The organism is Pseudomonas sp. R62 (assembly GCF_000257605.1).
GTDB lineage: Bacteria > Pseudomonadota > Gammaproteobacteria > Pseudomonadales > Pseudomonadaceae > Aquipseudomonas > Aquipseudomonas atacamensis.
On sequence record NZ_JH635999.1, the window covers coordinates 155,178 to 166,113 of the forward strand.

Consider the following 10,936-nt stretch of genomic DNA (forward strand, 5'->3'; position numbering starts at 1 on the left):
GTTACGAAAAAGGCCATGACGGTATCGTCGTGCTGACCATGGACATGCCGGGCCAGAGCGCCAACACCATGAACGCCGTGTACCGCGAGGCCATGGCCGCTTGCGTCGCCCGCTTGCTGGCCGAGAAAGACAGCATTGCCGGAGTGATCATCACCTCGGCGAAGAAAACCTTTTTTGCCGGCGGCGACCTCAATGAATTGATCAAGGTCGGCAAGCCCGAAGCCAAAGCCTTCTACGACATGGTGCTGACCCTCAAGGCGCAATTGCGCTGCCTGGAAACCCTCGGCAAACCGGTGGTCGCGGCGATCAACGGTGCAGCGCTGGGCGGCGGCTGGGAGATCTGTCTGGCCTGTCACCACCGCATTGCTGTTGATGACGCCTCGGTGCAACTCGGTCTGCCGGAAGTGACCCTGGGCCTGCTGCCGGGCGGCGGCGGGGTGGTGCGCATGGTGCGCATGCTCGGCATCGAAAAAGCCCTGCCGTACTTGCTCGAAGGCAAAAAGGTGCGCCCGCAACAGGCATTGCAGGCCGGGCTGATTGATGAATTGGCAGCGGATCCAGATGAATTGCTGGCCAAGGCGCGTGCTTGGATTTTGGCCAATCCGGCGGGAGTGCAGCGCTGGGACGTCAAGGGTTACCAGATTCCCGGCGGTACGCCATCGAACCCGAAAGTGGCGCAGATGCTGGCGATCGCGCCGTCGATCCTGCGCGCCAAAACCCAAGGCACATTGCCAGCGCCAGAGAAGATTCTGTGCGCGGCGGTGGAGGGCGCTCAGGTCGATTTCGACACCGCGCACCTGATCGAAACCCGCTACTTCACCGAGCTGACGACCGGGCAAATCTCGAAAAACCTGATCGGTACGTTCTGGTTCCAGTTGAACGAGATCAACGCCGGCGGTTCCAGACCGCAAGGTTTTGCACCCTATAAAGCCCGCAAAGTCGGTGTGCTCGGCGCCGGAATGATGGGCGCAGGCATCGCGTTCGTCAGCGCCTCGGCCGGTATCGACGTCGTCCTCAAGGACATCAACCTTGCCGCCGCCGAGAAGGGCAAAGCGCATTCCGAAGCGCTGCTGGACAAGAAAGTTGCCCGTGGCCAAATGACCGCCGAACAGCGCGAAGCGGTGCTGGCGCGAATCGTTGCGAGCGAAAGCGATGCCGATCTGGCCGGTTGCGATTTGATCATCGAAGCGGTGTTCGAGGATCGCCAACTCAAAGCCAGAGTGTCCGCCGCCGCGCAACAGGTGGTGGGCGGCGAAGCGGTCATTGCTTCCAATACGTCGACGCTGCCGATCACCGGTCTGGCGACGGCGGTGCCCGATCAAAGCAAATTCATCGGCCTGCATTTCTTCAGTCCGGTAGAAAAAATGCCGTTGGTGGAAATCATCAAAGGTGCGCAGACCAGCGCCGAAACTCTCGCTCGCGGTTTCGATTTCGTTCTGCAAATCAAGAAAACTCCGATCGTGGTCAACGACAGTCGCGGCTTCTTTACCTCGCGGGTGTTCGGCACGTTCACCAACGAAGGCATTGCCATGCTCGGCGAGGGCGTCACTGCGCCGATGATCGAGACCGAAGCGCGCAAGGCCGGGATGCCGGTCGGGCCTCTGGCAATCTCCGACGAAGTTTCCCTCAGCCTGATGAGCCATATCCGTCAACAGACGGCCAAGGACCTACAGGCTGAAGGGAAACCGCTGATTGAGCACCCGGCCTTTGCCGTGATTGACTTGATGCTCAATGAATTCAAGCGACCGGGTAAAGCTGCCGGAGGCGGTTTTTATGAGTATCCAGCCGGTGCCCAGAAGCATTTATGGCCGGAGCTGAAAACGCGCTTCGAGAAGGCCGACGGACAGATCTCTGCGAAGGATGTGCGTGATCGGCTGTTGTTTGTGCAGGCCATCGAAACCGTGCGCTGTGTGGAGGAGGGCGTGCTGACCTCGACGGCGGATGCCAACGTCGGCTCGATCTTCGGCATCGGTTACGCCGCGTGGACCGGCGGGGCGCTGCAGTTCATCAACCAGTATGGCCTGAAGGACTTCATCGCCCGCGCGCAGTATCTGGCCGAGCAGTACGGCGAGCGCTATACCCCGCCAGCGCTGCTGCTGGACAAAGCGGCGAAAGGTGAAATGTTCTAAGGCCAGCGAGCATTTCGGGGCTTGCTTTGGCCACGTGTTTCAAGGCAGGCTCTGGGGTGTTCATTATTCCCATCACGTGTCAGGTATTTTTTATGTCGCTGCGCATCTGCATTCTCGAAACCGACATCCTGCGGCCCGAACTGATTGACCAATATCAGGGCTATGGGCAGATGTTCCAGCGCCTGTTCTCGCAGCAACCGATTGCCGCTGAGTTCACTGTCTATAACGTGGTGAAGGGTGAGTATCCAAGTGACGATGAGACTTTCGATGCGTACCTGGTCACTGGCAGCAAGGCCGATTCGTTCGGCACGGATCCGTGGATCCAGACCCTTAAAACCTACCTTTTGAAACGCTACGAACGCGGCGACAAATTGCTCGGCGTGTGTTTCGGTCATCAATTGCTGGCACTGCTGCTTGGTGGCAAGAGCGAGCGTGCATCCCAAGGCTGGGGTGTCGGCACTCACAGCTACCAGCTGGCAGCCAAGGCGCCGTGGATGAGCCCGGTGCGCGAAGAGCTGACACTGCTGATCAGTCATCAGGATCAGGTAACCGAGCTACCGGAAAACGCCACGGTCATCGCCTCCAGCGATTTCTGCCCGTTCGCGGCTTATCACATCAACGATCAAGTGCTGTGCTTCCAGGGCCACCCGGAATTCATTCACGATTATTCGCGCGCGCTGCTCGATCTGCGCCAGGAAGCGCTGGGCTCGCAGATCTACAGCAAGGGGGTCGCGAGCCTAGAGCAGGAGCATCATGGCGCTACGGTTGCGGAGTGGATGATGCGCTTCGTGGCGCAAGCCAGAAACGGCTCAACGCTGAAAGGGCCTGCCCCCACAATCCTGCGGGAGCGAGGCTGATCGCGAATCGCCGGGGCAACGCGGTCCCGGCTACAACCACCCCGACCGCTTGAAGCTCGCCCACAAACTCACACACCCCACCGCAATAAACCCCAGCACTGCAAAATAACCGTAATGCCAGGTCAATTCCGGCATGTTCTGGAAGTTCATCCCGTAAATTCCCGCCACCGCTGTCGGGAACGCCAGAATCGCTGCCCACGCCGCAAACTTGCGCTGCACCACGCTCTGCCGTGATGCCTCGAGCAACACGCCAATCTCGATGGTCTGGCTGGCAATGTCGGCCAGCGTGCTCAGATCTTCCATTTGCCGCGTCACGTGAATCTGCACATCGCGGAAGTACGGACGCATGTTCTTGTCGATGAACGGGAAACTGAGCTTTTGCAGCTCTTCGCCGATTTCCACCATCGGCGCCGCATATCGACGCAAGCGCACCACGTCACGGCGCAGACCGTGCAGCTTCTGAATGTCACGCTCGTTGAGGGCGCTACACAAGACGTTGCGCTCCAGCTCATCAATCTCGGCGTGGATCGCTTCGCCCACCGGCTGATAATTTTCGATGACGAAATCGAGCAGCGCATACAGGACGAAATCCTCCCCGTGCTCGAGCAACAGCGGGCGCGCTTCACAGCGCTGCCGCACATAGGCGTACGACGCGGAATGGCCGTTTCGTGCAGTGATGATGTATCCCCTGCCGGCGAAGATATGCGTTTCGATAAATTGCAAGACGCCGTTTTCGCGAACCGGTGAGTAGGTGACGATAAACAGAGCGTCACCAAAGGTTTCCAGTTTCGGTCGGCTGTGTTTTTCCAGCGCGTCTTCGATGGCCAGTTCATGCAAGTTGAACTGACGTTGCAGGTTGGATAATTCCTGTGCGTCCGGTTCTTCCAGGCCGATCCACACGAAGTGGCCGGGTTTGGCCGCCCAGGCAGCACCTTCGTCCAGCGCAATATTGGTGACTTTCTTACCCTCGCTGTACACCGCAGCAGCAACAACTCGACCCATGGTGGTGATTCACTTCTTCTTGGCAGATGGCAGGGGAACAAGGCTTCAGCTTAGCCGTGTCGCTGCTTGAGAGTCAGTGAAACTTCTACAGTTCACCCGGCAAAAGAAAACCCGCGCAGGGCGGGTCTTGTTTCAAGCGGCTTGCAGTTGCCGATCCATCGATTCGATGCACTCGCGCATCTGCTCGCGGCATCGCTCAATCAGCATGGGCATGTCGTCCATGGTCAATCCGACTGTAGGAATCGCCGGCAAGGAACGTATGAGAACGTCCCCGCTGCGCCAGCGATTCAGGCGCATGTGTTTGATATAGCTGCTCACGCACACCGGAACGATCGGCACGCCGGCGGCAATCGCCATCTGGAACGCGCCTTTCTTGAACGGCAACAAATCTTCACCGAGGTTGCGGGTGCCTTCCGGAAACACCCAGATCGAGGTGTCTTCGTTCTGCAAGGTGTGGGTCGTCGTCAGCATCGACTGCCGCGCCTTGTGCGCATTGCCACGGTCGATCAACACATTGCCGGCCAGCCAGAACAACTGGCCGAACAACGGCACCCACTTCAGGCTTTTCTTGCCGATACACACGGTGCGGCGGGGGACGACATTGCCGAAGACGAACAGATCGTAGTTGGACTGATGGTTGGCAATGATCACGCAACTGTCGGGCTTGTTCATCAAGCCGTTGACCTCGGACCTGACCCGCAAACGCAAGATACACATCGCCGGCAAAGCGTAGAGGCGGGCGCAGAGTCGGCTGTTGTCCGGGTTGAACGGGCGGCACAGTCCAAGGATCACGCCGAGCACGCCGGCCAGAATAAAGTGCAGGCCCATCAACAACATACGAAACACAAACAGCATTTTTGCAGGCCCACCGGGACAAAAGGTGGCGCAGTGTACGGATGTGCACTGTTTTCGGCAATTGCCGCTATAGAGTCCGGAGATGGCCGATGTTTAAGCGCATGTTTCAGTCTTGCCTGTCAGGCGCGTCCTAGAGCTTTCCGCGAATCTTCGACGCGTGACGTAAGAAAAAGCCCGCCACGAGGGTCGGGCTATTCACTTACCGGCAGATCCTGGACGAGTCAGCCCAGATGTTGCTGATCCTGCAGGATGGCGTCGTCAAGAGTTTCCAGCAGTTGCTTGCGCACTTTCAGCTTGGTGTTCTTGTGCGCGAGCATGTTGATCTTCTTCAACTGGCGTGCGGCAGCCAGCGCGGCGCCCTGCAATTCTTCGGCAGCGACAACTTTGTCGAGGAAGCCCGCGTCCACCGCGCTTTGCGGATCGAACATCTCGCCATTGATCACCGAACGATGGAAAGCCGAACGCCGCAAGCGGTCGCGTGCCAGCTCAATACCGGCGTGGTGCATGGTCATGCCGATTTGCACTTCGTTCAGACCGATGCTGAACGGGCCATCGACACCGATGCGGTAATCGGCGGACAACAGCAGGAAAGCGCCCTTGGCCACAGCGTGCCCCGGGCAAGCAACGATCACCGGGAACGGGTGAGAGAGCAGGCGGCGGGCCAGGGTCGAACCGGCCGTCACCAGCGCAACGGCTTCTTTCGGGCCGGCGGTCATCACCTTCAGGTCATACCCGCCCGAGAGGATCCCCGGCTGCCCGGTAATGATCACCACGGCGCGATCCGCCACCGCCTGATCCAGCGCCGCGTTAAACGCCGCAATCACATCCGGAGAAATCGCGTTGACCTTGCCATTGTTCAGGGTCAGGGTCGCGATACCGTCTTCGAGGTGGTAGGCAATCAACTCGCTCATGACGCTATTCCTTATTAGAAAGATGGGCAGACGTTACCCACCGCCGCAGGCCAGGTAAAGCGCCGTGACTGACCTGCCAGTCACCGTTTTGCGCTTCGGCCAGCGTCGCGCGCGTGTTGCCTGCTATAAAGGAAGCGTGGCGGCTTACCCGAGATTGGCGGGTTTGCCATCACCCGCTTTGGCAGAATGAAGCGTGCTCTCTTAAGCGCATGAAAATTCTGAAAAAAAGTTTGCCATCGCAAAAGCTTTCGACTACATTAGCGCGCCTCGACAGACAGAACATGTCTGCAGAGATACGGTGAAGTGTCCGAGTGGCTTAAGGAGCACGCCTGGAAAGTGTGTATACAGGAAACTGTATCGAGAGTTCGAATCTCTCCTTCACCGCCAAATTTGAAACGACTAAACCCCTGAAAACTTAGAGTTTTCAGGGGTTTTGCGTTTCTGAAAGCCAAAAAAGTGAATATCAAAAATAACCCGACTCAGTGTCGGTTTGTTTGTGCCTTGGATGGATGCGCCAAGCGCACAGCTCCCTTGAGCCCCTCACCTTTTCTCGCCAAGAATATCCGTGCTGATATAGCGGTGTCCCAATTCTGGTACTCGGAAAAGAGCACTGCCTGCTGGAAACGGAAAAGTCGCTCTTCCTCACACAACTCGCAGAATTCGCCTACAACCGCGCGTTGAGTCTCTCGTTATCCTGATGCAGTACCAGTCTGCAGCTATCCCATCAGGAAATACGTTTTCCGCAGAAAGCAGGCTTTCTCCTCGTAATTGCGGTTTGACCCAGTTGCCCTATTATCGCGGTATCATGATCTAATACCATGAACAGCAAACAGCTCGGCACGCTTAAAGCTATTTTTTCAAGGCCGGTCCCAAATAACTTGGAGTGGGTTCGTATGGAATCCCTCTTCGGCGCAGTAGGCGCCCAGACCATCGAAGGCAGCGGTTCTAGAGTGCGTTTTGAATTGAACGGTGTGGTCGTGACGTTTCACCGGCCCCACCCAGACAAAGAAGCGAAGCCCTATCAGGTGCGCGACGCTCGGGCTTTCCTTGAGCAAGCAGGAGTCATCCCGTGAATGTAATGAACTACAACGGCTATGCCGCCCGGATTGAATACAGCGACGAAGACGGCCTCTTTGTCGGCCACATCGCCGGTATCAAGGACGTCGTTGGATTCCATGGAGAGTCGGTGGCAGAACTGCGAAACGCGTTTCAGGAGGCCGTGACTGATTATCTCGAAACCTGCGCCAGGCTCGGTCGCGCACCGCAGAAACCCTATTCGGGAAATCTGAGCCTGCGTTTGGCACCAGCGCTGCATGCAACTGTCGCTGTAAAGGCGCAGCTTGCTCACAAGAGCATCAATCAATGGGTTGCAGACGTGCTCGATCGTGAAGTCCACGCGTAGCCGCGAAACCCAATTTTCGGCAGAAGTTGTACAAAACCCTGTCACCCGTCGAAATCTCCTACACGCCTCATTGACCCCCCGAACCGTCCCGAGTTTACTGTATGCGCATACAGTAAATTCACTATCAGGTTCGTATCATGAGCGTCACCATCCTCGGCCCTTTGTCAGGCGCGGGCGAAAAGCTTGCGCTGTATTCGTTTCGGATTCCCGCCGGTTTTCCTTCGCCGGCGGCTGATCACATTGAAAAGCACATCTCTCTGGACGAGGTTTTTGATATTCGTGCACCGCACGTTTATCTGGCGAAGATCGAAGGCGAGAGCATGCAGGACGCGGGGATATTTTGCGGTGATCTGGTGATCGTCGATCGCAGCCTGAATGCCGAGCACGGCGATATCGTCATCGCCGGTCTCAATTCCGAACCCATCTGCAAGCGCCTGCATATGCGCGACAACACCATCATCCTTCTTTCGGCCAACAGCAAATATCCGCCTCGCTACGTGATGGAAGGGGATGAGCTGGTGATCTGGGGTGTGGTGACTTACAGCGTGCGCGACCATGGCAAATCGTGAGCAGGTCTTCGCGCTGATCGATTGCAACAGCTTCTATGCCAGCTGTGAGCGAGTGTTCCGGCCCGATCTGGCGAAGACGCCGATTGTCGTGCTGAGCAATAACGATGGATGCGTGATTGCGCGCAGTTATGACGCCAAGCCCTTTGTGAAAATGGGCGCGCCGTATTTCCAGATTCGCGATGATTTGCGCCGCCACGGCATTCAGGTGTTCAGCAGTAATTACGCCTTGTACGGCGACATGAGCGAACGGGTGATGACGATCATCGAATCCATGGTGCCGGCCGTCGAGGTGTACAGCATTGATGAGGCGTTCGCCGATCTCAGCGGCATCCCTGGGGACCTGACCGCGTTTGGCCGCACCATCCGCTCTGCTGTTTATAAGCGCACCGGCATCCCGGTCGGCGTCGGCATCGCCCCCACGAAAACGCTGGCCAAGCTCGCCAACCACACTGCCAAACGCTTGCAAGCGCATACCGGTGGCGTGGTCGACATCTGCGATCCGTCCAAACGCGACTGGGTGTTGCGCAATACCGATGTCGGTGAAGTGTGGGGCGTCGGGCGGCGGATGAAAGCTCATCTGGAAAGCATGCAGATCAGAAGTGCGATGGACCTGGCGAAGGCCGATCCGTGGACGCTGCGGCGCAAGTTCAGCGTGGTGATCGAAAAGACCGCGCGCGAACTGGGTGGCACATCCTGTCTGGAACTGTCGGAAACAGAACCGCCGAAGCAGGAAATTTGCAGCAGCCGCATGTTTGGCAACCGTTTGACTACCATCGAGCCGATCAAGGAAGCCGTGGCGACTTATGTGCATCGAGCGGCGGAAAAGCTGCGTGCTCAGAATTCGCTGTGCAAAAAGATCCGCGTGAGTATCCGCACCGGCATGTTCAATCCGGAAGAGGCGAAGTACGCCAATGGCGCGCTGATCGAGTTGCCTTATCCGACCAATGATGTGCGGTTGCTGAGTAAGGTGGCGAGCGAAGCGATCGATCGATTGTTCCGGCCGGGCTTCAAGTACAGCAAGGCTGAGGTGCTGTTGATGGATCTGCGACAGCCCGGAGAATTTACCGAAGACCTGTTTGCACAGTCCCAACCTCAAGCGGCGGAGAGGGTGATGGGCGTGCTGGACCAGATCAATCAGCGCTGGGGGCATGGAACGTTGCGAGCGGGGAGTGTGCCGGCTGATCCGGCCTGGGGCATGCGGCGGGAGATGATGAGCTCGAGTTTTACGACGAAGCTGGATCAATTGTGGGTCGTTAAATCTAATTGAGGCACGGGTGCCAGGCCTGGTGCAGCGCTACAATCGCCGCCTTCACTTTTGCAGTAAAAGGACGACTTTCATGATCATTTCCACCACTCATTCCGTCGAGGGGCGGCAGATCACGGCCTATCTGGACATTGTCAGCGCCGAGTCTGTGCAGGGCGTCAACGTGATCCGCGATATGTTCGCCGGCATGCGCGACTTCTTTGGCGGGCGGTCGCAGACATTGGAGCGGGCTCTTAAAGAAGCACGCATTCAGGCCACCGACGAACTGAAGGATCGGGCGCGGGCATTGCAGGCTGACGCGGTGGTCGGCGTGGACTTCGAGATCAGCATGCCGGCAGGCAAGGGTGGCATGGTCGTGGTGTTTGTCACCGGAACGGCGGTGAAGCTGCGTTGATCATTGCGTTGAAGGCAAAGCCCACTCGCACGAGGAATGGGCTTTTTTCGCGTCAATCAGCCTTGAGGCTTGAGCAACACAGCGCCTCTTGCGTCATAGGTCAGCGGTGTATCGATGGCGACGAGGGGCGGTGTCCCATCAGGCTGCGCCGATGGTGCGGGCTCGCTGGGATGGTAGACGACGCCCGGCTGCAGAAGCGGTTTGTCCGGGTATTTGATGGTGATTTCACCCGAGGCGATCTTTTCCTTGAGTTTTTCCGCACCGGCCTTGCCGGCAGCGATCTGCTCGTCCGTGAGTTTTACGACTGGCATGTTCGGGAATCCATTGATCTGCATGATCTCTCCTTGAGATTCATTGGTAGGAATAAGGGCAGCGGCCGTTCGATGGAAATCTTTAGCGAATGATCGCGTGCGACGCTTTTTTCCATTCGTCGGTGATCAGCCTTTCTGAACAGCAAGTCCAGTAGTGACCGGCTAGTCTCAAAAGCGCTGAGGGACGATATTTTCCAGGCAAAACTGTTTTGCCGGTGTCGGCCCGGTTGCGTAGGGGAGAGTCTATGTCAGGTCCATTTATCGAAGATGATGGCGCTGAGTTTTCATTCAACAACTGTGTGCGCTGCGGTCAGTCGGAGTATCAGTCGGGGTTTGGCGAGGATCCGGTCAGCATCGGCAAAATCAAATCCACGGCCCCAAAAGGGCCGAAAGCAAAATTCCTGCCCAAGGTCACGGCAAGGACCAGAAAGTGATTTCATCCCGCACCCCGTCACTGAACGGGGTTTTTTATGTGCGCAAGAATGAGGGGGCGGGCGTTGACATTAATGTCGGTTTTTTTTCACAAACTTTTCACGTTGGCCAACGTAGTGTGAAGCCATCCGTTAGAAAGCAAGTCTCCAGCCCGTCTCCCCAGCGGGCTTTTTTTTGCCCGGCATAAAACCTTTTCCCTGATCGCGGTCCAATCGACGCTGTCGCCGGCGTCTGGACTTTCCTGCGCCGAGCGCATTAAATCCCGCTCCTTCTCGTCATCCCGTTTATTTGAGGTTTTCGTCATGCGTTTAACACTGCCTGCTCTGGTTCTTGGCCTTCTGGTTGCTCAAGGTGCGATGGCTGCCGGTGACGGCACCGCGGCGCTGGGCGGTGGCCTGGGCGGCGCGCTGGGTAACGTGGTCGGTCAGAAAATGGGCGGCAGCACCGGTGCCGCCATTGGCGCTGGCGTCGCGGGCGCAGCGGGCAGCGCAGTCGCCGCACGCAAGGGCAGCCGTACCAAAGCGGCGATCGGCGGAGGTGTCGGTGCAGCCGGTGGTTCGGTGATCGGCAACAGCCTGGGCGGCCGCAACGGCGCCACCATCGGTGCAGGTCTGGGCGGCGCGGCCGGCGGTGCCGTCGGCAGCAACCTGGGCAAAGGTCACAAGCGCCACTGAGACTGATGGCCTGTCAGAAAAAGCCCGACTCGATGTCGGGCTTTTTCATGGCTGAACGTTTCCTGCGAAATCATCTCCAATCTGCATACGCCCCGCTTGGGCGGATTGTCCCGTTTCGGGAACTGCGAGGTTCATA

General features: G+C 57.8%; 13 protein-coding genes and 1 tRNA gene. 10 read left to right on the forward strand and 4 right to left on the reverse strand.

Features of this window, described 5'->3' with window-relative positions; all coding sequences use genetic code 11:
- Together OQK_RS19130 and OQK_RS19135 are read left to right on the forward strand one after the other, a co-directional pair.
- Nucleotides 1-2,129 (forward strand): 3-hydroxyacyl-CoA dehydrogenase NAD-binding domain-containing protein (locus OQK_RS19130; protein WP_016773792.1); only part of this gene is annotated, 2,129 nt, incomplete at its 5' end.
- A gap of 92 nt (nt 2,130-2,221) precedes the next feature.
- Complete coding sequence (locus OQK_RS19135; RefSeq protein WP_016773793.1) at nt 2,222-2,986, forward strand: amidotransferase; 765 nt, start codon at nt 2,222-2,224, stop codon at nt 2,984-2,986.
- A 30-nt stretch (nt 2,987-3,016) separates the two neighbouring features.
- On the opposite strand, the gene OQK_RS19140 is transcribed toward OQK_RS19135, so the two are convergent.
- The 3 genes from OQK_RS19140 to OQK_RS19150 all read right to left on the reverse strand — a co-directional run bounded on the left by OQK_RS19140 (nt 3,017) and on the right by OQK_RS19150 (nt 5,754).
- Nucleotides 3,017-3,988, reverse strand: coding sequence for a magnesium and cobalt transport protein CorA (locus tag OQK_RS19140; protein WP_016773794.1), 972 nt, complete (start codon nt 3,986-3,988; stop codon nt 3,017-3,019).
- Between the two features lie 132 nt (nt 3,989-4,120).
- Entirely contained in the window at nt 4,121-4,843 is a 723-nt protein-coding gene (locus OQK_RS19145; RefSeq protein ID WP_016773795.1) for a lysophospholipid acyltransferase family protein, read from the reverse strand.
- A 221-nt stretch (nt 4,844-5,064) separates the two neighbouring features.
- Nucleotides 5,065-5,754 (reverse strand): crotonase/enoyl-CoA hydratase family protein, encoded by a 690-nt coding sequence (locus tag OQK_RS19150; RefSeq protein ID WP_016773796.1) that lies wholly within the window; start codon nt 5,752-5,754, stop codon nt 5,065-5,067.
- A gap of 297 nt (nt 5,755-6,051) precedes the next feature.
- Here OQK_RS19150 and OQK_RS19155 point away from each other — a divergent pair.
- The 6 genes from OQK_RS19155 to OQK_RS19180 all read left to right on the forward strand — a co-directional run bounded on the left by OQK_RS19155 (nt 6,052) and on the right by OQK_RS19180 (nt 9,383).
- Nucleotides 6,052-6,141: transfer RNA gene (locus OQK_RS19155), tRNA-Ser, on the forward strand.
- 431 nt (nt 6,142-6,572) lie between these two features.
- The gene (locus OQK_RS19160) at nt 6,573-6,827 is read left to right on the forward strand and encodes a type II toxin-antitoxin system HicA family toxin (protein ID WP_016773797.1); all 255 of its coding nucleotides are present in this window, start codon (nt 6,573-6,575) and stop codon (nt 6,825-6,827) included.
- Nucleotides 6,824-7,156, forward strand: a complete 333-nt coding sequence (locus tag OQK_RS19165; protein ID WP_038861400.1) for a type II toxin-antitoxin system HicB family antitoxin — start codon at nt 6,824-6,826, stop codon at nt 7,154-7,156. The genes OQK_RS19160 and OQK_RS19165 overlap by 4 nt, the downstream gene beginning before the upstream one ends.
- A gap of 137 nt (nt 7,157-7,293) precedes the next feature.
- Nucleotides 7,294-7,725 (forward strand): LexA family protein, encoded by a 432-nt coding sequence (locus OQK_RS19170; RefSeq protein ID WP_016773799.1) that lies wholly within the window; start codon nt 7,294-7,296, stop codon nt 7,723-7,725.
- Entirely contained in the window at nt 7,712-8,992 is a 1,281-nt protein-coding gene (locus OQK_RS19175) for a Y-family DNA polymerase (protein ID WP_016773800.1), read from the forward strand. Before OQK_RS19170 ends, OQK_RS19175 begins: the two co-directional genes overlap by 14 nt.
- A gap of 70 nt (nt 8,993-9,062) precedes the next feature.
- Nucleotides 9,063-9,383, forward strand: coding sequence for a YbjQ family protein (locus OQK_RS19180; RefSeq protein ID WP_016773801.1), 321 nt, complete (start codon nt 9,063-9,065; stop codon nt 9,381-9,383).
- 56 nt (nt 9,384-9,439) lie between these two features.
- Here OQK_RS19180 and OQK_RS19185 read toward each other — a convergent pair whose 3' ends face one another.
- Nucleotides 9,440-9,718, reverse strand: coding sequence for a hypothetical protein (locus tag OQK_RS19185; protein ID WP_016773802.1), 279 nt, complete (start codon nt 9,716-9,718; stop codon nt 9,440-9,442).
- A 221-nt stretch (nt 9,719-9,939) separates the two neighbouring features.
- On the opposite strand from OQK_RS19185, the gene OQK_RS29385 reads away from it, so the two are divergent.
- Nucleotides 9,940-10,128, forward strand: coding sequence for a hypothetical protein (locus OQK_RS29385; protein WP_024012286.1), 189 nt, complete (start codon nt 9,940-9,942; stop codon nt 10,126-10,128).
- 300 nt (nt 10,129-10,428) lie between these two features.
- Entirely contained in the window at nt 10,429-10,800 is a 372-nt protein-coding gene (locus OQK_RS19190; protein WP_016773803.1) for a hypothetical protein, read from the forward strand.
- The last annotated feature ends 136 nt before the right edge of the window (nt 10,801-10,936 follow it).

Bases quoted from the DNA above. Each gene is read 5' to 3' on its own strand.
- OQK_RS19175 (WP_016773800.1), top strand. From the start codon at position 7,712: ATGGCAAATCGTGAGCAGGTCTTCGCGCTGATCGATTGCAACAGCTTC.
- OQK_RS19170 (WP_016773799.1), top strand. From the start codon at position 7,294: ATGAGCGTCACCATCCTCGGCCCTTTGTCAGGCGCGGGCGAAAAGCTT.
- OQK_RS29385 (WP_024012286.1), top strand. From the start codon at position 9,940: ATGTCAGGTCCATTTATCGAAGATGATGGCGCTGAGTTTTCATTCAAC.
- OQK_RS19190 (WP_016773803.1), top strand. From the start codon at position 10,429: ATGCGTTTAACACTGCCTGCTCTGGTTCTTGGCCTTCTGGTTGCTCAA.
- OQK_RS19185 (WP_016773802.1), bottom strand. From the start codon at position 9,718: ATGCAGATCAATGGATTCCCGAACATGCCAGTCGTAAAACTCACGGAC.
- OQK_RS19160 (WP_016773797.1), top strand. From the start codon at position 6,573: ATGAACAGCAAACAGCTCGGCACGCTTAAAGCTATTTTTTCAAGGCCG.
- OQK_RS19135 (WP_016773793.1), top strand. From the start codon at position 2,222: ATGTCGCTGCGCATCTGCATTCTCGAAACCGACATCCTGCGGCCCGAA.
- OQK_RS19180 (WP_016773801.1), top strand. From the start codon at position 9,063: ATGATCATTTCCACCACTCATTCCGTCGAGGGGCGGCAGATCACGGCC.
- OQK_RS19140 (WP_016773794.1), bottom strand. From the start codon at position 3,988: ATGGGTCGAGTTGTTGCTGCTGCGGTGTACAGCGAGGGTAAGAAAGTC.
- OQK_RS19145 (WP_016773795.1), bottom strand. From the start codon at position 4,843: ATGCTGTTTGTGTTTCGTATGTTGTTGATGGGCCTGCACTTTATTCTG.
- OQK_RS19150 (WP_016773796.1), bottom strand. From the start codon at position 5,754: ATGAGCGAGTTGATTGCCTACCACCTCGAAGACGGTATCGCGACCCTG.